Annotated in this window: 22 protein-coding genes and 1 pseudogene; 4 read left to right on the plus strand and 19 right to left on the minus strand. The window is 34.7% G+C overall.

All coding sequences use genetic code 11. From position 1 onward, the window contains the following. Window positions 1-44: 44 nt before the first annotated feature. On the minus strand, window positions 45-845 hold the full coding sequence (locus MKX49_RS16105) for a cupredoxin domain-containing protein (RefSeq protein WP_336864860.1): 801 nt from the start codon (window positions 843-845) through the stop codon (window positions 45-47). A gap of 458 nt (window positions 846-1303) precedes the next feature. On the opposite strand from MKX49_RS16105, the gene MKX49_RS16110 reads away from it, so the two are divergent. Further along, window positions 1304-1861 carry a TVP38/TMEM64 family protein gene (locus tag MKX49_RS16110; protein WP_340876988.1) on the plus strand — a complete coding sequence of 186 codons (558 nt, stop codon included), beginning with the start codon at window positions 1304-1306 and terminating at the stop codon, window positions 1859-1861. Between the two features lie 118 nt (window positions 1862-1979). Here the strand turns inward: MKX49_RS16110 and lgt are convergent, their stop codons facing one another. From lgt to MKX49_RS16155, 9 genes are all read right to left on the minus strand, one after another. Then, the gene (gene lgt / locus MKX49_RS16115; protein ID WP_336864862.1) at window positions 1980-2792 is read right to left on the minus strand and encodes a prolipoprotein diacylglyceryl transferase; all 813 of its coding nucleotides are present in this window, start codon (window positions 2790-2792) and stop codon (window positions 1980-1982) included. Window positions 2793-2985: 193 nt separating this feature from the next. Next, window positions 2986-3726 (minus strand): prolipoprotein diacylglyceryl transferase family protein, encoded by a 741-nt coding sequence (locus MKX49_RS16120; protein ID WP_336864864.1) that lies wholly within the window; start codon window positions 3724-3726, stop codon window positions 2986-2988. Then, entirely contained in the window at window positions 3727-4278 is a 552-nt protein-coding gene (locus MKX49_RS16125) for a TlpA family protein disulfide reductase (RefSeq protein ID WP_336864865.1), read from the minus strand. It abuts the gene before it with no gap. A 663-nt stretch (window positions 4279-4941) separates the two neighbouring features. Continuing rightward, on the minus strand, window positions 4942-5460 hold the full coding sequence (locus MKX49_RS16130; RefSeq protein ID WP_340876989.1) for a DUF2269 domain-containing protein: 519 nt from the start codon (window positions 5458-5460) through the stop codon (window positions 4942-4944). Window positions 5461-5465: 5 nt separating this feature from the next. Beyond that, window positions 5466-5645: a hypothetical protein gene (locus MKX49_RS16135; protein WP_340876990.1), complete on the minus strand. Its 180-nt coding sequence runs from the start codon at window positions 5643-5645 to the stop codon at window positions 5466-5468. Between the two features lie 285 nt (window positions 5646-5930). Next, the gene (locus tag MKX49_RS16140; protein ID WP_336864869.1) at window positions 5931-6995 is read right to left on the minus strand and encodes a sensor histidine kinase; all 1065 of its coding nucleotides are present in this window, start codon (window positions 6993-6995) and stop codon (window positions 5931-5933) included. 2 nt (window positions 6996-6997) lie between these two features. Continuing rightward, on the minus strand, window positions 6998-7705 hold the full coding sequence (locus MKX49_RS16145) for a response regulator transcription factor (protein ID WP_340876991.1): 708 nt from the start codon (window positions 7703-7705) through the stop codon (window positions 6998-7000). 227 nt (window positions 7706-7932) lie between these two features. Next, window positions 7933-8169, minus strand: coding sequence for an SHOCT domain-containing protein (locus tag MKX49_RS16150; protein ID WP_063593241.1), 237 nt, complete (start codon window positions 8167-8169; stop codon window positions 7933-7935). Window positions 8170-8761: 592 nt separating this feature from the next. Next, window positions 8762-10303, minus strand: coding sequence for a multicopper oxidase family protein (locus MKX49_RS16155; RefSeq protein ID WP_336864872.1), 1542 nt, complete (start codon window positions 10301-10303; stop codon window positions 8762-8764). Window positions 10304-10528: 225 nt separating this feature from the next. Between MKX49_RS16155 and MKX49_RS16160 the strand changes: the two are divergent. Continuing rightward, window positions 10529-11431: pseudogene (locus tag MKX49_RS16160) on the plus strand (recombinase family protein). 157 nt (window positions 11432-11588) lie between these two features. On the opposite strand, the gene MKX49_RS16165 reads toward MKX49_RS16160, so the two are convergent. The 7 genes from MKX49_RS16165 to MKX49_RS16195 all read right to left on the minus strand — a co-directional run bounded on the left by MKX49_RS16165 (window position 11589) and on the right by MKX49_RS16195 (window position 16780). Then, window positions 11589-11894, minus strand: coding sequence for an AbrB/MazE/SpoVT family DNA-binding domain-containing protein (locus MKX49_RS16165; protein ID WP_063593238.1), 306 nt, complete (start codon window positions 11892-11894; stop codon window positions 11589-11591). A 250-nt stretch (window positions 11895-12144) separates the two neighbouring features. Continuing rightward, window positions 12145-13407: a D-alanyl-D-alanine carboxypeptidase family protein gene (locus MKX49_RS16170; RefSeq protein WP_340876993.1), complete on the minus strand. Its 1263-nt coding sequence runs from the start codon at window positions 13405-13407 to the stop codon at window positions 12145-12147. 293 nt (window positions 13408-13700) lie between these two features. Beyond that, entirely contained in the window at window positions 13701-13844 is a 144-nt protein-coding gene (locus tag MKX49_RS16175; protein ID WP_336864875.1) for a hypothetical protein, read from the minus strand. A gap of 234 nt (window positions 13845-14078) precedes the next feature. Continuing rightward, window positions 14079-14246 (minus strand): hypothetical protein, encoded by a 168-nt coding sequence (locus tag MKX49_RS16180; RefSeq protein WP_336864877.1) that lies wholly within the window; start codon window positions 14244-14246, stop codon window positions 14079-14081. Further along, on the minus strand, window positions 14239-15378 hold the full coding sequence (gene spoIIP, locus MKX49_RS16185) for a stage II sporulation protein P (RefSeq protein ID WP_340876994.1): 1140 nt from the start codon (window positions 15376-15378) through the stop codon (window positions 14239-14241). The genes MKX49_RS16180 and spoIIP overlap by 8 nt, the downstream gene beginning before the upstream one ends. A gap of 220 nt (window positions 15379-15598) precedes the next feature. Further along, window positions 15599-15796 (minus strand): hypothetical protein, encoded by a 198-nt coding sequence (locus MKX49_RS16190; protein ID WP_340876996.1) that lies wholly within the window; start codon window positions 15794-15796, stop codon window positions 15599-15601. 438 nt (window positions 15797-16234) lie between these two features. Continuing rightward, window positions 16235-16780 (minus strand): hypothetical protein, encoded by a 546-nt coding sequence (locus tag MKX49_RS16195; protein WP_340876997.1) that lies wholly within the window; start codon window positions 16778-16780, stop codon window positions 16235-16237. Between the two features lie 438 nt (window positions 16781-17218). Here MKX49_RS16195 and MKX49_RS16200 point away from each other — a divergent pair, with 438 nt between their 5' ends. Both MKX49_RS16200 and MKX49_RS16205 read left to right on the plus strand, forming a co-directional pair. Further along, a complete protein-coding gene (locus tag MKX49_RS16200) occupies window positions 17219-17908 on the plus strand; it encodes a Cap15 family cyclic dinucleotide receptor domain-containing protein (protein ID WP_101222699.1) in 690 nt (229 codons plus the stop codon). Then, the gene (locus MKX49_RS16205) at window positions 17839-18885 is read left to right on the plus strand and encodes a hypothetical protein (protein ID WP_336864882.1); all 1047 of its coding nucleotides are present in this window, start codon (window positions 17839-17841) and stop codon (window positions 18883-18885) included. The genes MKX49_RS16200 and MKX49_RS16205 overlap by 70 nt, the downstream gene beginning before the upstream one ends. 1009 nt (window positions 18886-19894) lie before the next feature. Here the strand turns inward: MKX49_RS16205 and MKX49_RS16210 are convergent. Next, window positions 19895-21283, minus strand: coding sequence for a phenylacetate--CoA ligase family protein (locus tag MKX49_RS16210; protein ID WP_340876998.1), 1389 nt, complete (start codon window positions 21281-21283; stop codon window positions 19895-19897). A gap of 110 nt (window positions 21284-21393) precedes the next feature. Then, complete coding sequence (locus MKX49_RS16215; protein WP_340876999.1) at window positions 21394-21969, minus strand: class I SAM-dependent methyltransferase; 576 nt, start codon at window positions 21967-21969, stop codon at window positions 21394-21396. Window positions 21970-22124: the final 155 nt, after the last annotated feature.

Below are 22124 nucleotides of genomic sequence, written 5' to 3' on the forward strand. Positions count from 1 at the left end.
ATGCACCAAGTACAATCTAACAGGTAACATCCTTAAGTTTATAGTTACATTACAGTAATTTCCCCAACCATCCCCGCTTCCTTATGTCCGGGAAGTGTACAATAAAATATATAGTTTCCCGCAGGTAGAGAACCTATTTTAGCCGATGCCGACTCTCCTGCTTTTGCATGTAGATGAAAGCTTCCCTCACCATGAAAATCTTCTGTATTTTTTTTATAAAACTCATCACGGCTTACTATATTTATATCATGCTCGTCATTCCCATCATTTTTTAAAGTAATTTCATACTCTTTCCCTCGGTTAATGGATATATTTCGAGGCTCATAACTAAAATCGAGAGCCTTGACCTCTAAGGCTAAGGAGTTACTTATGTTTTCTTTTGGTGCAGTTTCCTGGTTGTGTTGATGCTGCTCGTTTCCGATGTCCTTTGCCATAATTGGCCCTGTAAAGTTTAATAAATAAATCGAGAAGAGCAAAAATCCTCCAGAAAATAAAGGATTTTTCATTAGCTTGACCACAATGTTGGTTTGTTTTTCTCTTATTTCAGACAAAAGGTGATAAATCATAAGTAGATGAACACCCATAAAGAGAATAAATAATATCTTTAATAGCTGTTCAATATTTTCAGAGGGGATCATTTCCCCCAGCATGGCTCCCATCATTCCTCCCATAAGACCCGACAATACACCATCAGTTACCGCTAAAATTCCAAAAGGCATACCCGTTATAAATCCAATAATTATTCCAACAAGTATTCCCCATACCGTCGATTGAAATAGATCTCCTGATTGGTATATGGCAATGATGGTACCACCAACGATTCCACTAACCATTCCTGTAGCCATAGAGACCATCATACCCGACATGAGTCTAATCTGTTTGTACAAAACAGCACACAATATGAAGATGCCTACCAACAATCCAACTGAAACAATTAATATCCAAAGCAGGGAATGAGACAAGAGGATTCCTCCCTAAAAAGTATGTTTGTACATATCTATTGAAAACAACCATAAAAAATACTTATAAAAGACAGATATAGCTAGGATAATGTAGTAAATGTAAAAGTCCTTAGAATCTTGATAAAGTCTGCAAACTTTCTTCACATTTATTTCTTATGATTTCTTTTTAAGGTTCTAATTAAAGTACATGGGATGGGTTTATTCAATAATCCTAAAGACAAAATAAATGAAGAATTCAATAAATGCTTTCAGCTGGTCTCTGTACTGTACACATGTGGAAAGGAAAGTCTTGATTAATTGGTCGGATTATAAAATGTAATATGACTAGGAATGGTACAAGGATGGAAGAATTAGTTTTAAATTGGTTTTCACAGTGGGGAATATTTTCAATTTTTTTGAGCATTCTCATTAATATTGTTATAAGTATATTCGGAGTAATACCCAGTTTTTTTTTAACAGCTAGTAATATTACTTTTTATGGATTTGAAACAGGGATTTTCATTTCCTATATTGGAGAGTGCTTGGGTGCTGGCATGAGCTTTCTCTTATATAGAAAAGGGTTTAAATATGTGAAACATCATGTTCCTTCAAATTCAAAATATCTAAATAAACTCATGCGTTCAAAAGGGAAAGAGGCAGCTATATTAATTGTAGCTCTTCGGCTTTTTCCATTTATACCATCCGGATTGATCAATCTCGGAGCAGCCCTAAGTAAAATCAGCACACTTCACTTTACATTAGCTAGTGCTATAGGAAAAATTCCAGCAATGCTAATTGAAGGATACTCCGTTAAAGAAGTGTTATCCTGGGAAGCTGAAGGGAAAATTGCCTTATTTATTGTTTCATTGATGATATTGATGATTAATTGGTTGATAAAAAGGAAGCGTACCGACGTTTAAGTTTTTGTTTTTCTATTCAAAAAAGAGGCAGATTCGTAAATCCTGCCTCTTCACATGCACTTATCAAAAATTCGCTTAAAAATATGACCCTTTGACAAGGCAAATTCAATTCATCTCTTCAAGAATCCAGGTATTCTTTTGCGGCTAGGCCCTTTCTCCTTCGAATTATCATAATGATAATGGAACCTAAAATTAGTACAAGGGACATGAGTTGAGCCATTCTGATTACATCAAATAGCATAAGCGAGTCTGTACGCATTCCTTCTATAAAAAACCTTCCAAATGAATACCAAATTAGATAAGACAAAAACATTTCCCCATGACGGATATGGGTTCTTCTTAATAAAAGTAAGAATAGAAACCCTGCTACATTCCATAGTGACTCATATAAAAAGGTGGGATGATGATAAACACCATTTATATACATTTGATTAATGATAAAATCGGGAAGCATTAGGTTCTCTAAGAAGCCCCTGCTTACATTCTCTCCGAATGCCTCTTGATTCATAAAATTTCCCCATCGACCGATCGCCTGGCTAAGGATAAGACTAGGTGCAGCTATATCAGCAATCTTCCAAAAAGAAACCTTTTTAACCCTTGAAAAAAAGTATGCTGTTACGAACGCCCCAATTAGGGCTCCGTGAATAGCAATGCCACCGTTCCATACTTGAATAATCTGTTCTGGATACTTTGAATAATAAGACCATTCAAACAGTACATAATAGATTCGAGCGGAAACGATGGATATAGGAACCGCGTAAAGAATTAAGTCCATAAATATTTCCTTATTAAGTCCTCTTTTTTCAGATTCTTTCATTGCCAGCAACAAGCCAATTAAAACTGCTGCCGCGATGATTAATCCATACCAGTGAATCTCTATAGGTCCCAAACTTAATGCTATTGGGTCGAGAGGCAGTTTTTCGTTTTCCAATGTATTTCGTCCCCCTGTATTTTGATTTTTTTATTTGATTAGTATACAGAATAAGTTTGCAGAATTTATGAAGTTTATTAATTTCCCCAGTTCGTTTTACAAACAAAAAACCCTTATAAAGACATAAGGGTCATTGGTAAATGATAAAGTTAGATAAGCATAAACTAAACGAATAGTATTCAAGTTTATTTTTTCAGGGTGCTTTATCCACTGAGATTGTACGTACTATTTCTTTTTCTGTCTTATTAACAATACCTACGATTATTAATAGTATGGATATCCATTGCAATAAGGATAATTGTAAACTTATAATTTCTTGAGGAGAAAGGAAAGAAAAAAACATTCCACAAGCCCCAAGAATAATGGCCGTTTTCCTAGAAAGCTCCCCATGACTTTTTTTAAGATCCGTTTTAAAAGCAATAAATAAGAATATCCCAAATACAATTGCGAAATACAGATGTATGGGATGATATTTAATGGATGAATCAGCCATAGATAACCCCCAAGGAAGATTCGTTGAGTATCCATAGATGGGATTGAAAAGATTGTATAGAAATAAAGAGGATAGAATACCGATAAATAAATAATCAAAAAGCTCCATTAATGCAATCATCATTTTTCTCGACTTGATGTATAAGTACAGAATTGTTAATATACCACCTAATATAAATGACTTATCGTTGCCATTTGTATACAAAATAAGAGAGGGATTTTGAAATAATTCTGTTAGTTGGAAAAGAACAGGACCAAATTTCCAAGTGAATAAAAGTAAAAATGCTGCCCCAGAAAATATGTCTGTCACTTGTTTCCTAAAGGGATTTTTTATGTACCTAAATCGAAAGTCTAATATAAGATAACCGGCTATTCCGCTAATGATGATTATAAGCAGTTTATATTGTAATAGAAAGGGCCCTACATTTATGACGTCATCCATTTAATTAACCTCATTTTCGACTAATCTTTGAAATTTTTCTTCAAATATTTTTTCTCCAGCAAAACCCATAATTTGATCAACAATAATTCCATCTTTATTGATAAAAAAGGTAGTTGGAATAGCTTGGATATGATACTTTTTAGACACGGCATCATCAACATCAAGTAAGACTGGAAATTTAAATCCATAGGTTTCAGCAAAAGATCGAGCACCATCTATAGAGTCACCTGATGTGATGTTTACAGCATAAATTTGTACCTTTTCCCCGTATCTTTCGTTTAATTTTACTAACTCCGGCGCTTCTATTTTACATGGGCCACACCATGAGGCCCAAAAATTAATCACTAAAGGTTTTGATACATCAGACGTAGAGTATTTTTTTCCATCTAACGCCTTTAGTGTAAAACTAGGTCTCTTAAAATTTACTTGGGGAGCCTCTTCCATTTTATTTAAATTTTCTGCGGAAGTGTTTAGGCTATTTTCCTTATTAATTGTAGTAACAAAAGTCCATAATAAAGCAAATAATAATATACCGCTTAGTAATTTCTTCACAATACTCCCTCCAAATCTCATAGCTAAAAAAACTGAATTTTTTTATTGTCCATTTTGGACTCTCCTTGACAGTGTCCGAAACATTCTAAATTACATTAGTAAAGTAGGCTATCAAAATAATAAATACGGACCATATAATAAAAAAAACACAGGTGAAATCCTTTCCTTTTTCCTGGTTTTTCGTTTGCTGCAGCACCCCATCCTACATCCTCCATTTCTTATTATTAATTCTTGAGGTTATTTTACACGTTAAATTTGCAGAATTTATGAAAAAAACTAAAGTAAGCCTTAATTACCTGTGTGAGTAAATCATTATTTTATGGAAAATTCCAAAAAAGCACTTTTACATCCCCTAATTACTTGAAATTCTACTTCCTCTATTTTTCATGATTTTTTATTTTAACAATTTATAAAGCTAAGAACGTAAAACATTTGTTGTTCCTCTACAATCGAGAATATTTAAGGTTAAAAAGATTGAGCAAGCTGATTATTCTTTTCCTTCAGGTAATTGTATTAGTCTCGGATAACCTGCTTATCTGAATAGAGTTAGGCTAAAATAAAAAGCCGTATTTCTAATGAAATGCGGCTTTTTTCCGAATAATTTGTTAACACACAAATTGGATAATAAGGTATATTGGTCACGTCGAGCAGGAGATGCTGCACCTACGGTTGTAGAACATTACGTTTCTCCTGCTGCTTACGCCACCCGTACCTTGTTATGCCTCGAGGCTTGTACACCGACAGTGTCGTAATCACGAGCAACACCACTAGAGCACCAACGGCATGGTTCATGCCTGCCCCCATTGCGCGAAGAACTGTCAAAGAGGTTTTCGGATCCGCTGCTACGCCGACCATGCCGCTAATTGACTGTGTGAATCCCAGCAAAATGATTGTAGCCAAAACGGTAAGCATAAGTTTGAAAATGACCCAATAGTGCCGGAACAATCCCCACGGGGTGCCTAGTGACATGATAAGCCCAGTAAGTAGAGAGGCGAAAGCTAACGGAACGAGGGCGTACCCCGTAATCGGTTCCAACGCTATATAGGCGGAACGCACCAGCTGAACATCCTTACTTGTCTGAGTGACTACGGCGAGCGCAAGGTAGGATACGACTGCACCTATCCAGCCTACTGAAGCTGAGATATGTGCGGTAAGCGCGAACTTGCGTAGGAGGGGTGTCATGATCATCAATGGCCACCTCCAGTAGGTGTATGTTCAGGTGCGTCACCACCAGACGCATCTCTCTCTATCTGTTCAGCCGGCTCCCCCCCAGGTATGTGGCGACCAGGACCATGGTTACCACCGAAGCCGGTGATTTTCAGGATGACAATTAGCAGGACAAGGACGATTGCAATAGTTCCAGACACCCTCACCCAGCGTGGTGTCCTAGGTGGTCGATCCTCAGTGCCGGTGTCATTGCCGTTACGGTTGGAGTTTGGTAATTTATTCATTAAAAAATCCTCCTCTTTTTACTTGATCTATTTATGAAATATCCCAAATTGCTTTATATGCATACCGTTAAACATATTGTAAACGGGCAAAATAAAACACTAATAAAATGAAAATAAAAAGTTATAAAGCAAATCTAAAAAATTATAAAGTGGCAAGTAAAAAAACCTTCAGTTTCAACTGAAAGTTTTTATCACAAATAGTTATGCTACAAGTGGAAGGCTAAACCGAATTCCCAATCCTCCATAATTTGAATGAAAAGCACTAATTTCTCCACCATGATGTTCAATTATCGATTTACAACTGGCTAGGCCTAGCCCACTACCACCATTATCCATTTGTCTGGACTTATCGACCGTAAAAAATTTATGGAACAGAGAAGACATCTGCTGATCCGGCACTCCCACGCCATCATCCTCAATTTGAAAATATGCATAGTCTCTCCGCGTATACCCGCTCATATAGACATTTAGATCATTCTTTTCACCGTATCTTAAAGCGTTACTGAAAAGATTCCCATACACTCGCCGTATCATATGTTCATTAACCATTATAAGCTGGTTCGGTTTGAAGGAATGGTCCCATTTCAGTTTATAATCAAGCCCCGATAATTCAGTTTCATATTCATCAGCGATGTTTTCAAAAAGACTATGTACCTCCACCTGTTTCATATCAATAGTTTCAAGTGTAAACTCATCCCTCGAAAAAACAGAGAAAGCGTCAATCAATCCCACCATGTGCTTTGATTTCTGGATAATAAGCTTATAGTATTCCTGCTTTTCTCTTTCTGAAATATGTTTCTGGATCGTGAGCAATTCCATAAATCCGCTAATTGTCGTGAGCGGAGTCTTTAAATCGTGGGCGATGGCATCAATCATATTGACCTGTTCTTTATGTGCCTGATAAAGCCTTTCTTCCATCTCATTAAAATGATTGTACAGTTCTCCGATTTCATCGTTCCTTCTTGATTGCAGAGAGGTGCGAGAATGACCGATAGTTACTTTTGATAGCCTTGAATTAAGGATCTGTATCGGTTTGGTAATGTTGAAATGAAGATAAACGGTTAAAACAACAAATATTAATCCGGTTAACATACATAGAAACAGAAGCATTTGTAGATGAATCGGACTAAATACATTTCTTAGCCACATATGCATTTGCCCTTCATCTGTTACTTCTACTAAAGATATCAAATATAAAATAATAATAATGTTGATCAGCACAAAAAGCAGCAGAAACAGTAAAGGAATCTTGATTTTCAGCTTCATGTTCACTCGTTCCCTTCAACATATTTGTATCCGACACCCCAGATAGTTTTTATAAAATCGTACTTCGCGCCGAGCTTTTTCCGGATATTCTTGATGTGCACCGTAACGGTGTTTAATTCTCCGTAGTCGTCTCCCCATACGTTCTCATAAATTTGTTCGCGGGTTAATACGTTATTAGGGTGGTTCTTCAGAAAGGATAAAATCTGGAATTCCTTTGTCGACAGGTCCAGCCGTTGATTATTTAAAGAAGCGACGAACGTCTTTTCATTCAAAACAAGCGACGAACTATAAGCTTGAGTATTCATATCCTTATCTTGAGTGAGACTATTCCATTCCTTATACAAGCGATCCACCTTTCTGAAATGAGCTTTAATTCGCGACGTAAGCTCTTGTATGCTAAACGGCTTAGTCATATAATCATCAGCTCCTATTTCCAATCCGATAATCTTATCCATATCCCTGTTGCGAGCGCTTAGTAACAGAATGGGGATGTTGTATTCACTTCTGATATTCCTACAAACTTCTAACCCGTCTATTTCCGGCATCATGATATCAAGAACAACAAAATCAATCTTGTTTTCTCTCAAAATAGATAAGGCTTCTCTTCCGCTATATGCCGGTATCGCTATAAATTGTTCAAATTTTAAGCTTTCTGTGATTAGCATTACGATATCCCGATCATCATCAGCAACCAAAACGGTTTTCTCCATTTTTCACCAACCCTATTCTTTTTTCATTATTTTCATTTTTAGTAGTAAAAACATTTCAGTATAAAATTCCCTTTGTTTAGTTATTTCATAAAGAGATTCTAAAAAAAAGAGAAAGAGTTAGGAAATCCCTAACTCTTTTGGTAGAAATCAGTGTATCTATATAAAAAAACACTAAAGGAAAAGCTTTATTTTTAATACCTTATGTTATCTCTTAGGCTGTAGGATATCTACTTTTTATTTAATACCTTCCGTCTCTGTTCATACTCTTCTTCATTAATTTCACCCTTGGCATAACGCTCTTTTAATAACTTGAGTGGATGATCTGTCACTTTGCTATTTCTCATCAAGGAGCGAACAACTAAGTAAACGATCACTGCATTGATCAGGATCAAAAGAAGGAATCCAACGAACATCATCATGCACATTCCCATCATAGAAGTACCACCCATCATTCCATCCATCATTGTCCTCAACTCCTATTTAGGTTATTTAAGCCCGCCTATAAATTAGGAAGGTTTGCAACCAATTTTGTTTAGAACACGGTTCCCTTATTACATGAATTCCCTATTTATTAGGCATTCTTTCTGATGGCTGTAGGGTTCTTCTTAATATATAATTCATGACTTTGTTATATTTTTTGTAATTTTGTATTTGAAGAATTGAAGATTTGGCTCGGAGGCAAAATCGAGGTAAGAAGAACCCTCATCTTCAACTATGCACTAGGTTCGAAGAACTGAACGTGCGTCGCCGTTAGTCCGAGGCAGCTCCGTGACGGATGGAAAGAAATGTGGTAGCCAACCCACGCATATCAGTTTGCATACCACCGTCAGCATTTTTGCCTTCGTGCCAAGTCTTTGAGGTTTTCCTTTTCAACTTTTAGGATTGTATCCATTTCTGAATGAAACCCCATTTAAAACCATTTGGGTGTGGTGGGTTGACAGTTTAGTTCATATCAGTTAAAGATAAGCTTATCATTTATAAAAAATCTACAACTCGAATGATCAACTCAATTCAACTTGGAGATTAATCTATATTTAATTAGAGGGGTTTGCTTAATTAAATAACTTCAACTTGACCCATCATACCATTTTCTTCATGTTCAAGAATATGACAGTGGAACATATAGACACCTTTATTATTGAATTTCACTGCCAATTTTACTGTTTTTCCAGCTTCAACTCCAATGGAATCCTTCCATCCTTGCTGACTTATTGGTGGTTCTTTTCCATCGATTGAAACAATTTTAAATTGTGTACCATGAATATGGAATGGATGAGTCATACCACCCATCTTATCAGGCTTGTTATATATTTCCCAAATTTCTGTTTCACCTTGTTTTTGCGTGAAATCAATACGGTTCATATCAAATTGTTTTCCATTAATATATACCATTTTTCCCATACCGAATAGCTCCAGTTTTTTCGTAACAGGTAGATTTTTTTCCTCTTCTGTAACTATATAATCATTTAATGTTTCCGGAATCTCAATTGAGTTTGTTTTTTGTCCTTCGATTTTGAATGGTAATAAAATTGTATCCTCTTCATTTACAAGAGCAATGTCACTTTCTGCATTATATTTTGAAAAATCTACAATAATTTCTGCTCTTTCACCTGGAGTTAATGTAATTTCATTCATCTCATTTGCTTCATTCACCAAACCACCATCCGTTGCAATTTGTTTGAATGAATCTCCTGTATTTAATTTAAAAGTATAGTTACGCGCATTTGAGCCGTTTAATAAACGTAAACGAACTTTTTCTTTCCCAACGGTAAGTTTTGGATTCAACGTACCATTAATTAATAATGTATCTCCAATTGTACCATCTTCATTAAGAACAGCTTGGTAATCGAATTGTTTTTCCTCAGTAAATTGTCTATCTTGGAATACTACTGGAAAATCGTTTTCCCCATATTCATCGGGTAACCTAAGTTTTTTAGAATTTTCATCTTCTACATAAATGAAACCTGCTAAACCTTTATATACTTGTTCTGCAGTGGCACCTACTGGATGTGGATGGAACCATAATGTCGCAGCACCTTGATTTACTGTAAATTCAACATCTTTAGCTTCACCAGGTTGTATTACTTGATGTGGTCCACCATCGCCTTCTCCAGGTATCTCGACTCCATGCCAGTGAAACGTTGTTGGTTCCGACATCTCATTCCCTGTTCTAAATGTTACTTTTTCACCTTGATTTATACGAATAACCGGTCCTAAGAATGAACCATTATATCCTAAAGTTTCTGTTTGAACTCCTTTAAATATTTCAGTTGTTCCTTGTTGAGCAGTAATATCAACAATTCCATCCTTTGGTTCAACTAATGGCGGAATTGCAAGTTCATTTTCTCCAGTAGAGTTATTTAATGCTAATTGATTTGTATGGCCTGCATCGCCATTTTCCATATCCATACCTTCCATATTAGCCATATCTTTTTCAGTCATGTTGGAATGATCCATGCCTTCCATATCTGCCATTTCTTCTTCGGTCATATTGGAATTGTCCATTGAATTTCCATCAGAATCAGAACCACTCGCACTACAGCCGCCAATGATGGCTGCACTTACTAATAATGTAAAAATCCATAATTTCGATTTCATCTTACTTCCTCCCTCTGTTTATTATAAAAAGACTGTAACAAAAAAATATGCAGAAATTATGGAATTAATAAAAGTAAATTAATTTTATAAATTTGGAGAATTGTTGATGAAAAATCTGTAGAATTCATTTGATAAACGTAACTTTCTAAATTTTTTGATCGTAAAATCCTTGTCCATTCGTTATCAAAACTATTATCAAAAACAAATTAACAATAACACCTTTTAATGATAAGGTTGGTACTATCAAAAGGTGGGAGTACAATACATTACACTTATGGATATGCAAGAGTTAGTACCAAGCAACAGATTTGATTGTGCAATTAGATTTGTTGAGCAAATACAACTGCACCGAAATACTAACAGAGAAAATGTCAGGTACAAAAACGAATAGACCCGAACTTATTCGATTAAAGGATAAAGTTAGACCCGGAGATTCAATCGTTGTAGAGAGTTTTCCGAGATTAGGTCGAAGTACAAAAGATTTGATAGAGTTAGTTGAGTACTTTGAAAGTAAAAATGTTAAATTGATTAGCATAAAAGAGAATTTTGATACGAATACACCACAAGGTAAACTTATGCTTACTGTATTTCAAGCATTCAGCCAATTCGAAAGAGATCTAATTGCTCAACGAACAAAATAGGGTTTAGAGAGTGCAAGAGCCAGAGGAAGAAATGGCGGCCGTCCAAAAGTGAAAGAAAAACAGATAAATAAAGCTCTAAATCTATATCACTTTAAGGAATACAGCATTAGCAGATTGTGGAAATTCCCGAGATAAGTCAAGCAACATTGTATCGTTTCATACGAACAACACGGAAAGGCAAAGAGAAACCAGCTCAAATTGATCTAGAAAACACTGCAAAAATAAGAATGGGGCTGCGAATAGAAAATAACAATAAATTTGTACGTGGCAAAGGGAAAGTAAGAGAAAGTATCGAACAGTTCCTAAAAGATATTACAAAATGGAGATCATAGCTAACGAGTATATAATATACGTCCCCTACACAACTGTCGATGCGTTAGAAAAGACAGTGTATAATATTCTCGGTGAATTGGATAGTGAGGCAGATATGAGAAATTGTTTTATTGAAGCAGACGTTTATTGCGATGAATTAGGACTCACAGGGTAATTTCAATGCGTTTATTTTTGTTTTTTCCTATTGTCATTTCTTTTTTATTACCTTATTTAACAATTAAATTACTTTTATTGGATGGAAGTAATCCTGCAGACTAGAGCAGCTACCCTGTCACTAGGCCTTATAGGAAATAGTGAGAACGATTACGCACTCATTTTCGGAGTATTAGCTTTTCCCCACCAATTGAAAGTTCCATCGCAAGTAAGCTTTTGTGGTCTATCTTCTGTAGTTTCCTGATTTCAGCAGGGATCGTAATTCCACCAAAGTGAAAGACACAATTATTATAAATATTTTCTTTCAGACTCTTTTCAATAATTATGTCGCTGCCTTTTTGATATACAGAAACCATTTCCCCTTCCTTAAATGGCAGGAAATTACGAATAGCTTTTGGAATATATAATTGTCCGTTTAAATTAATTTTTAAAATGTCTTTGATTATAACATTATTACTCAACACTATCAGTCCCCTAATTGAAATGAGAAAATATTTAAGGTGTTAACTCTATATCAGCGAAAAGAACCCTCACAAGGCTGTAGTAAACTGTTCTTCGAATAAATTCTCTGACCTTTATCGAGTTATTATAAAAAAAAATGTGGAGAAATTGTGGAGATTGTTAAATAAGTACACATAAACAACTTTCATCTAATTCGACTCTTTCTTTATTCGATACAAAGAATTTATTGGATTAACCACAGGGAATAAAATTCTAACAGTATTTTTTGAAACGCTTTTTGTTTCTTCTAAATCTGAAGAAGAAGCAAAGTATTGAAATACCTAAAAGTAAAGAAACAATATGATAATAAGAATATTTTTTTGGGTTTAAACCTTCATCTTGTTTTTCTTTTTGCCGGCCTTCAATCGTTTCAGGCTTTTTTGCCTTATTTAACTGAAAGGAAGCAATAAGAGCCTGGTCTTGATTCCTGATTTCAAGAACCCCAGCACCCGTTATGTCTTCTCTGACTTTTTCATTTTTTGATATAGGAAAGGATTTATTAGCCTCAGTAACGAACGTATTGTTATTAGTCTTAAATTCTTTTCCCTTAGGGATATCGATAACTTTAAAACCTGTAAAGGCATAGTCTAAAAGCTCAATTGTATCGTTATAGGACACAGCTTGTGTCTGCCCTTTCAATATTACAGCAATTACCGACATCCCTTCTCTCGTGGCTGTTGTAATTAAAGTTTGGCCAGACTGGTCGACGTAGCCAGTCTTACCTCCTGTTACCCCTTCATATGGTCGTTCTCTCATTAATTTATGGTGGTTAAAAAGAGTGGTTTCCCAAGCCACTCCTTCCCACTTCAGCTCTTTCGTTCCAAAGATTTCACGAAATTCTTCATTTTTCATGGCATATTGTGTAATCTTTGCTAGATCACGTGCAGTGGTTGTATGTTTGGGATTAAATAAACCGTGTGGATTTTCAAAGTTAGTATCTTGTAGTCCAATTCCCCACACATATTTGTTCAAGGTTGTTGCAAATGCCTTTTCTGAACTATCCATGTGCTCTGCAATGGCCACACCTGCATCATTTCCAGAGTTAATAAGTAAACCCTGTACCAGTTTTTTCAATGGCACCTTTTCACCTTCTTCTAAATAAACCCTTGTTCCATCCACGTTCCTAGCATTTTTACTAACCGAAACGATATCGTTTAGATTCCCCTTTTCTATTGCATAGATGGCCGTTGCCACCTTGGTTAGGCTCGCCGGGTACATGTTCAAGTCCGCATTCTTTTCATAAAGGACTCGTCCCGTTTTTTCTTCCATTAAAATAACCGCTTCACTATTAACATGAGGTGAATTTTTAAAATCCGCTGCTAGTACCTTAGAATAAAAAGGGATATTCAATGTTATGGTAATCAAGCAAAAAACCAATATTTTCTTCATAACTCTACGTAATCTATTGTCAATGAGAGGCACTGTTTTCTTATCAGAATGTATACCTACTTCTCTTATTGCGTCCTTTATAATCATAAAAATTTCTACTCCTTATTTATTTAGCAAGCTACATCACCGTTTATGTTAGAGCAAAAATATGAAGAAATTATGGAGAACTAACTTTTGTAATATAGTATTAACAATAGTTTGTGTATTGTAATATAAAATGAAAGAATTTAGATATGAAATCCATTCACACATTTTTTTAGTATTTCTCCAAAAGGATACAAAAAAAAGCATGAAGATAAGTCTAATAAAATGGACTGTCTCTTCACGCTTTTATAGTTTTGGAAATTGAATACTTACCTTCAACCCTCAATGTTTAATTTCTATTTATCTTTATCCATATCCATATTTTCATGATCCATATTATTCATATCTTCTACCTTCTCGCCCTTGCCGTTCTTCTCTTCGTCATTATTTGAACAAGCCCCCAATGCAAGAAATGTCGCTAAAATAATGGATAAGCTCAATGTTACCCTTAACTTTTAAACACAGTATCCCTCCTCGGATAATTAAGTAAATATCTTGTCATGAACATGTGTAGAAATTATGGATATGGTACTAACTGAAGATTATTCTAGTAAGGGAATATTAAGGAATATAATTTTGTGATTCCGAAGATTTTATATATAGTAAGATTTCTCAGCTTTTTGAATTTGCTAATAAAAATACCCCTTTCACTACCTCCATAAGCCATATTTTTTTTATTTTCGTGATATCTCCTCGGAAACCAAATTTACTGTCGCTATGGTCATGCCCGTACCAAAACAGGCTATGACAAAGCTAGATAAACCGAAAAAATTATACATCCATAACGTAATGGCAAATGTTAACATCAAAATAATATGGGAACGTTTCACTATCTTATCCATTCACTTCCTCCGCTTCCCAATAGTTATCACTAAAAACCTCTGCAAATGCTTTAATGGTATTGGAAAGTTCAGTTAAATTGTTATCAACTCCACCAAATTCAATCAATAAGGCTTTATCGGAAATATCTTGGTTGTATATCCCATTACCCTCGTCTTTCCCTTTTATGAAAATACCACGACTTAGTCCAGGATATTTTCCCTCAAATTTTTTGTTGATTTTTTTTGCGTATTCTAAATTTTTCTCGTAATTTTTATTCTCTTTTCCAACAATGAAAAACAGCCTTGCATACTCTTTACCTTGAATAGTAGTTGTTGTGACTGCTTTACGTTGTGAATCTCTATGGATATCAATCAGTATTTTTAATTTATCGTTAAATCCCATTGCTTCCTGAACGTCTTTACGAGTTAAATTGTATGAGCTCCTGTAGTCCAATTTTTTACTTTTTAAATTTGCAGCCATGTTTTCTGTATTGTGCTCTACCCCTATCCCTTTGTTAATTAATTCAAGGCTTAATAAATCGCCAACAGCAATGACATTGGCCCTTTGATCAGAACTAACAGCTTCATTTGGTGTTGTTGCCCCTTTTATAAAAGGGAGAAAAGCCTCCCAACTATGTGAATGATAAATATATACAGACTTTTCCTGTGGGTTTATTGCATCTTCTTGTTTTCCATCCTCTTCTGGTTGTTTTAAATTCTCTTCGGCAATTTCTCTATCTTTAAGGTAAATATCTAATGGTGGCCCTGATTCAACCGGCAAATTTGTTATATTGGTTCCTTTCCCCGCCACAGCGATTTCCGTGTTATAGATCGATAAGCCTGGTAGTTCCAGGCCAAGCAATGTGCGAGTGTCATTTATTTTAAAATTTGTCATGGATTCAAAAGATAATTCCATCAGGGATGGTGAATTCATACTTTGCTTTTGATAAAAGTAATGATTCTCACTGTTCAATGCCAATATTAATACTTGATCTATAGCAGAGTTGCCAATTATGCCATTTACAGTTCTGGAAGTGAAATTTAATGGGGATGTGACGAGAAAAGCTACTAATGAAAAGGTTAGTATCATTCCAAAAAGCACCATTGCCATGTACCTGATGGGAGTAGTTATATATCTTTTTCTATTGTTCATATAATCACTCCTTTTCCCCAATTAAATATAAATGGGTAATCTAGAATCTTTTATTTTTGTTCAATGGAAATCTTCCAAAAATTATATATATCTGCCTCATCACTTACTTCCTACCCCCAAAGATAAACTCTTTATTCCTTCTCAGTCCTATTTTCTTAGAATTCTTTCGAGACATCCAGATGACAACTCTAAGGTCATTTATCCAATCATTACAAGAGTATTAATTGTATATTTTATAACGAATATAATTGTAGTTTGATGTTGGAATAACTTTTATAACCTTTCCACTCTTATCTTTGTAGAGTTCATATTCACGATAAGTATCTACAAGATAACCATCAATGACATCTTTATCAATAAGCCTTTCATCTAATTCAAAGAGTAATGGTTCTTCCTTTTGTTCTTTAGATTCAGCCATAGCTGGTTCACTTTCATTTACACTTTCTTGTCCATAAAAAGGGGGTCAGTATTATACAAAGAATCCAAATAAGACGATTCTAGATATAAAGTAGGTAACATGAGCATTAAAAGGAAAAATACAGGACTTATTTTCACCCTCTTTTTCACAAAAAGATCTTCCTTTCCTGTTTAATTTTATTTTTTATCATTTTATGGGTACTCATTTAATTAAATGTCTTTATTGATAAATATGCAGATTCTATGGAGATTCTTATCTAATGATTTACTGATTAAATATAAAGGCATCACAGATTAAATCTCTTTACCCTAGCTAAAACTGATAGATTATATTGAGTGAAGATTACAACGAAACAGAGAAGAGATACTTTGATAAAAGTAAAAAAACTAGAGAATATAAAAATAAAAAAACTCGTCTAGATTTGACGAGTTTTTTGCATTATTGCTGTTCATTACAGTTTATCAAACGCACCTCTTCTATATCAAAGCCACGCGAACTTAATATTGAAAAGAAAAATTCTTCATCTAAGTATTCTCCCTCCTTGTTATAATACTCTTCTACAAAAGCACTAGAACGGTGTTTAAAAGCTGATTTATAGTCTGTTTGATGATATATAGGTATTCTTGTTACGTTTTTTAATGGAATATATTCCTCTCCAGTAAGAGGACATTTATTCAATCTTTCTAAGTGTTTTTCATCTAATGACCTATCTATATTTTTTTTGAATTTAAGGTAACCCATCAACAGTCCAGGTTCAAACCAAAGGCCTTTTTGAAACACATAGCTGTGAGTGTAAAAAGTATATGCTGCACCACGGATACTAAAGTTCATATATACTGTATCGATTTCTATATCTTTTCTTGCTACACCATATAACCTTTTTTTCAAGAGAACAGAATTTGGTATTTTCCATTTAAGTATATAAACATCCTCAATCATAATCTCTTTTATAAAATCATCTTTATTGATTAACAAATTATTCATTAACATCACCCCTTTCACAGAAGTATACTTAAATTTTCTGATTAAATAAAAAAAAATAAAAAAACTTAAATTTAGTCGGGAATACACTCATCAAAGCGAAATGAATGTACGATCAGAAAGAAGTGTAGAAAGTTAATTTAATTTTAAAAGGTTACAGCCTGCTACAATATCGTGTAGCAAGGCTATCTAAAGTTAATTAATTCGGAACCCGACACTTTATTAGTCTTTAGTTATGACCCTTATTTTCAATAACTTAATTATTTAGTACAAAACCTTATTATAGAAAAGAAGGCCACTAAATTGTGAAGTGAACCCAAAAAGTTTAATTTGTTATGAAATGGAAAAACGAACAATTTTAACTAGTCTTTTAGTTGTGAATAAAGTACTATTAAATTAGTAATCATTAAGTTAAAACAACAATAAAGAATGGGGATTTTTATGCATGAGTATACTGTGATTGACCATCCTAAACACAAGATATTATTTGGGATTGCAATGGCATCTATGGGTTTATCTAGCCTGGTATCAAATCGTATCCAACCTTGGGTTCAAGAAGTCCTTAATGCCCCCATTGTTGCTACTATCTCTCTAAGTGGTGTGACTTTATTTTACGCACTCTATCTATTGTTTAATCTCTTAGTTTGGAAAGTCCCTCTGTTCCAGAAAATCTTTAACTTTCCAAATTTAGATGGTGTATGGGAATGTTCCGGACTATCAAATAACATTAGATTGAATAAACAATTTAAGTGGGATGGAACTATAACTATAAGGCAAAGATGGGACAAAATCTTGATTACTTTAAAAACTAAAAATTCCGATTCTAGTTCATTAAGTACCACGGGTGGAATTAAGTACTATGCAGGGATGGGATATAAGTTATCATATCATTATGAAAATAATCCAAGTGCTAACTCAGATAAGGATCTAAGAAAACATGATGGGTATTGCATTTTAACCTTTAGCGAGGATGGAAAAACAGCTGAAGGCTGCTATTTTAATAACATGAAAGATAGACAATCTTATGGGGATATGAAGTTGAATAGGAGGAAAGAAAAAAAATGGGGAATTTTGACTACTCTAAAAGGTTGGATAACCTTAAAAAAAGAAGACAAGAAGATGGCGAGTTAATTAAGTCCGAATTTGGTGAGTATGAAGTAATAAAGGAATCCTATGAAGAACTAAAAGAGTCTTCCACTATAAAGTACGTAATCGGTGCAATGAATCCGGTTGATTTAAAGTATACCCATAATACAATTGCAGAAGGGGAAAGAGTAAAGAATCAACTTTCAAAACTTAAAGACAGTGGTTTTGATGTTGAGTTTCGATATCAGGGATCAGTCACCAATAATACACATATCAAGGCCCACAGCGATATTGATGTATTAACGCTGCATTCAGGTTTCTATTCACTGGAAGCCCCTCAAAAACCTACATATCCGTATGCAGGAGATCCGGTGAAGGATTTATGTGAACTGAGAGAGGAATGTTATTCTATTCTGTCAAGTGCTTTTCCGGCAGCAGACGTTGATAACTCAGGTGCGAAATCAATTGGGTTACAAGGAGGCTCCTTAAGAAGAAAAGTCGATGTAGTACCATCAAACTGGTATAACACAAATTTGTATAATCAAACGAAAGAAGAATACCATCGAGGGGTCAAGATCCTGGATTATCATAATAAAGCACGATTAGCAAACACACCTTTTTATCATAATAAGCTTCTGAATGATAAAGATCTTCAAACAGCAACAAATTATAAAAAGGTTGTGAGATTATTAAAGACATTAAAGGCTGACGGTGATGCAAAAATTAATCTCAGTAGTTATGATATTGCTGCGCTTATGTATCACCAGGATAATTCTTCTTACTTAGTTGGCCAATCACCGTTGAGGATTATTACAAACTCCCTTTCATTTTTGAAAAATGTTTATGACAATAAATCATATAGAACTGGTTTGTTAGTCCCTGACAAATCAAGAACTATATTCGAGAAGGCAACTGTCGATGATTTAGAATTAATGATATTTGAATTAGATAAGGTGGCCCAGGATATCATAAATGATCTTTCAGCATCAGGAAGTACAATAAATAAAGAAATTGTTGCGTAAAAGAAATTGTTGCTGAAAGATTCTTTCAGCAATTTTAATAATTGGGAAAGGATTGAGAGAATCTATCCCTAAAACAGCCTTTGCTCAACGGGAGTAAAGGCTGTTTTTGACGAGTTTCTTCTATTTTCCTGCTTTCCATCGATTATTTTTTATTTAGAAGAAATCCAATAGTTGCCACTAAAATCACTAGAAAGATACCTATACAGGCAGTAACTATGCATTCTGTTTTGTCTTTTGCATAAAAACAAATATATGTATTAAAATAGAAAAAAATTAATAAAATTAATAACTTTGTAACGAAGTTAATTGAATTTATTGCTCTCACAGTAAATCACATTCCTTAATGGTGAATTAACGATATCAAATAAAAAATAATTTGAACCTTTAAAAAAATAATAACAATAAAGAGTAATTATTCATAAGTGTAAAATAATCCATTTCCTTATGGAACTAACCTCCCTCACCATCTATGAGCATGTATCTTTTGCTGTTTCTCTAGGAAAACTTCTTGAACCCTCATTTATTAAACTTGCCCCCTATATTAAACATAGTAGACATATTTTCTTAAATCTTCTTAATCATTTTAATATACAAAAAAAGAGAATTGAATGGTCGTATATTGAACATTTTATCCTCTAATTATTATAGTATAGTTAAAAAATGAGGTCAGTTTTAAATTCCCTGAATAGTTTCCAGGTAGATATTCCGGATGGTTCATTATTTATCAAGACCTAAATTGAAAAAAGTTATACAAACTAAAGGTTTGCACATATTAGTCATGTATAGTATGTAAACTTTAAATCTCGCACTTCTTTGATGTAAAATCCTGTTAAGCCAGTTTTTTTTATTTTATTAAAAAGGGTCCTACCAACAAAACGCGGAAAATATACGCTAAGCAATTTTCGACAAGAAGAAAGCCGACTTTTCCTACGCTAAGGAATCATCGGCTTTTTAGTCACTATTCTGGTCGTGTTATTCTTTGTATAAATCCCGATACATTACCATTTGGTTATTCACGATAATCAATCCAAATATGCTGGTACTTGCCACTTTTAGGGTTCCTTTGTGGCAACTCATTAGATTTTTCTATTGAAATGGTAATTAGCCCCTGTGTTGCAAAGTAATCTAATAGGGCTTCTCTAACATTTTCCCAGACTTGATCTCTTGAATTACCCTCGTCCATTTCTAAACGTACTGTTAACTGATCCGATGCTGTTTGAATCAGTTGAAAACGCTTTACTCCTGGTATTTCCTCGACAATGGTTTTCAAAGCCAATGGCAGTATATTGACGATTTGTCCGTTGGTGGCAGAGAATTTTAAAATGTCATCGGTTCGCCCTTCGACTTGTATAACCGGGAATGGTCTTCCGCATTTACATGGTTCTAGAGACATGATGACACGGTCGGTTAATTCATAACGAATAAGGGGCTGAATTCTGTTGGCCAGATTAGTAATTAGAACCGAATGGGATTGCTTCCCTGGTGGCACAGGTTGGTAATACTCATCTACCGGTTCAAAGATGATCCAATCGGTATTTACATGAAAATGACCTTCTTCACATTCGAAAGTCATGGCTGTTGCTTCCGTACTTCCATACATATCTAGAACGCGAGCTTGGAAAACAGATTCTAATTTCGCACGAATATTGGGATATAACTTTTCTCCACCTAAAAGGATCGCCACAGGCTGAATATGTAACCGGCCTGCTTTATGTTCTTCTGCCAGAATTTCCATCACGGTTGCATACCCTCCCAATACAACCGGTTGATATTCATTCAATTCTTTGACAAGTGTGGAAAGGGGGGAGTGGATAGAAAAAACTTTTATTTTTCCATTTGATGGCCGTTTTAAGCGCAAGCGTTCAGCAGTGGAGAATGCTGTAAAATGTCCGGCTGTAGAGCATACCGCCGCATTTCGTCCACCTTTGACCACAATTTTCAACATGTCACTCCATTTCAATTTTATCATTCCTCGAAAAGCTACTAAAGATTTCATGACCGTATCTGAACCTTTATCTTGAATAAAAATCCCTGGCACACCTGTCGACCCCGAGGTAGTCGAAACCATATACCGCCCTAAATACAGATGTCCGATTAACGACATATCTGATACGAATTCTTTCACACTTTCGATGGTGACTTCTGGGTCCGTCGCCCAATCATTAAAATGGGTCATGAGCTCGGATTTCGTGACCGGAGGGAGTTGCTGTAAGCTTGTGATATGCTCTGGCAACTCCCTGTATTTTTGTGCGTAATATCGAGAGTTCGATCTTGCAAAACTGATAAGGTCGGCTAAACGAGATTGTTGCCGGGGTAGAATGTCTTCCGGTTTGCTTCGTTTAACCTTCCAGATATCCAAAATTGCATTGAAAGGTGAAATCTTCTCCATGTATGTCATTCCCATCTCTCTTTATTAAAATTGTCAGTGCTACTCACACCTTTAAAGTAAAATGAAGATAAAAAAATTCATACTTAAAATGAAAGAAGTCTGAATAAAAATCAAACAGCTTATGGCTTGAAGGCTTTATATGCCCTTAGTGTGCCTGTGATAGTTGAAAATTGACCAGTTTCTTCAATTGAGACAAATCCAGATTCTTTTAAAAGATTAGGAATAATCCCTTTAACATGGGTTGAAGTTGTTTCAAACCCATCTAAAAATTGTATAGGGAAAAAAGCGACACGCATCAACCAATTTTGTGGCTTCTCAAAATCAATAATATGAAATTGGCCACCAGATCTGAGTGTCCGAAGAACTTCTTTAAATGTTTTCTTTTTTATCTCTAGAGTTAAATGATGAATAAATAGACTTGTAAATATATGATGAAATAGGTTATTGGAAAAGGGAAGTTTATCAGAAAACCCTTCCTCAAATGTGATATTACTAACTTGAGTTTCTTTAATTTTCTCCTTAGCAATTAATAATATTTTAGGATCAGCATCAACCCCAATTACTTGCACACCAGGTTGTAATTGCTGTATTAAAAGTGCAAGTGTACCTGTACCGCAAGCTAAATCCATTATCGTTTCATTTGGTTGGAGAGTTGCTTGTTTTACTAAATGTGTTTTAAACTTTTTTTCCTGCATTCCCCCATTGAATTAATGGATCATAAAATCGAGTCATCCAATGGTATTTTAGTGCAGGTATATACTCATCTGTCTTTTTTTTATCCATTAAAAATTCATCCCTTCATTCATAATAAGTTATGATTTGATTACTCTCACACGTTTTTTGCTAAGAT

Origin of the sequence: Peribacillus sp. FSL M8-0224, assembly GCF_038003055.1 — a bacterium.
GTDB lineage: Bacteria > Bacillota > Bacilli > Bacillales > DSM-1321 > Peribacillus > Peribacillus frigoritolerans.

What these genes read in the sequence shown, in the direction of transcription:
- MKX49_RS16105 (WP_336864860.1), bottom strand. Translation starts at nt 845, where the DNA reads ATGGCTACAGGAATGGTTAGTGGAATCGTTGGTGGTACCATCATTGCC.
- MKX49_RS16110 (WP_340876988.1), top strand. Translation starts at nt 1,304, where the DNA reads ATGGAAGAATTAGTTTTAAATTGGTTTTCACAGTGGGGAATATTTTCA.
- MKX49_RS16120 (WP_336864864.1), bottom strand. Translation starts at nt 3,726, where the DNA reads ATGGATGACGTCATAAATGTAGGGCCCTTTCTATTACAATATAAACTG.
- MKX49_RS16130 (WP_340876989.1), bottom strand. Translation starts at nt 5,460, where the DNA reads ATGACACCCCTCCTACGCAAGTTCGCGCTTACCGCACATATCTCAGCT.
- MKX49_RS16140 (WP_336864869.1), bottom strand. Translation starts at nt 6,995, where the DNA reads ATGAAGCTGAAAATCAAGATTCCTTTACTGTTTCTGCTGCTTTTTGTG.
- MKX49_RS16145 (WP_340876991.1), bottom strand. Translation starts at nt 7,705, where the DNA reads ATGGAGAAAACCGTTTTGGTTGCTGATGATGATCGGGATATCGTAATG.
- MKX49_RS16150 (WP_063593241.1), bottom strand. Translation starts at nt 8,169, where the DNA reads ATGATGGATGGAATGATGGGTGGTACTTCTATGATGGGAATGTGCATG.
- MKX49_RS16155 (WP_336864872.1), bottom strand. Translation starts at nt 10,303, where the DNA reads ATGAAATCGAAATTATGGATTTTTACATTATTAGTAAGTGCAGCCATC.
- MKX49_RS16170 (WP_340876993.1), bottom strand. Translation starts at nt 13,407, where the DNA reads ATGATTATAAAGGACGCAATAAGAGAAGTAGGTATACATTCTGATAAG.
- MKX49_RS16180 (WP_336864877.1), bottom strand. Translation starts at nt 14,246, where the DNA reads ATGGATAAGATAGTGAAACGTTCCCATATTATTTTGATGTTAACATTT.
- spoIIP (WP_340876994.1), bottom strand. Translation starts at nt 15,378, where the DNA reads ATGAACAATAGAAAAAGATATATAACTACTCCCATCAGGTACATGGCA.
- MKX49_RS16190 (WP_340876996.1), bottom strand. Translation starts at nt 15,796, where the DNA reads ATGGCTGAATCTAAAGAACAAAAGGAAGAACCATTACTCTTTGAATTA.
- MKX49_RS16195 (WP_340876997.1), bottom strand. Translation starts at nt 16,780, where the DNA reads ATGAATAATTTGTTAATCAATAAAGATGATTTTATAAAAGAGATTATG.
- MKX49_RS16200 (WP_101222699.1), top strand. Translation starts at nt 17,219, where the DNA reads ATGCATGAGTATACTGTGATTGACCATCCTAAACACAAGATATTATTT.
- MKX49_RS16205 (WP_336864882.1), top strand. Translation starts at nt 17,839, where the DNA reads ATGGGGAATTTTGACTACTCTAAAAGGTTGGATAACCTTAAAAAAAGA.
- MKX49_RS16210 (WP_340876998.1), bottom strand. Translation starts at nt 21,283, where the DNA reads ATGACATACATGGAGAAGATTTCACCTTTCAATGCAATTTTGGATATC.
- MKX49_RS16215 (WP_340876999.1), bottom strand. Translation starts at nt 21,969, where the DNA reads ATGCAGGAAAAAAAGTTTAAAACACATTTAGTAAAACAAGCAACTCTC.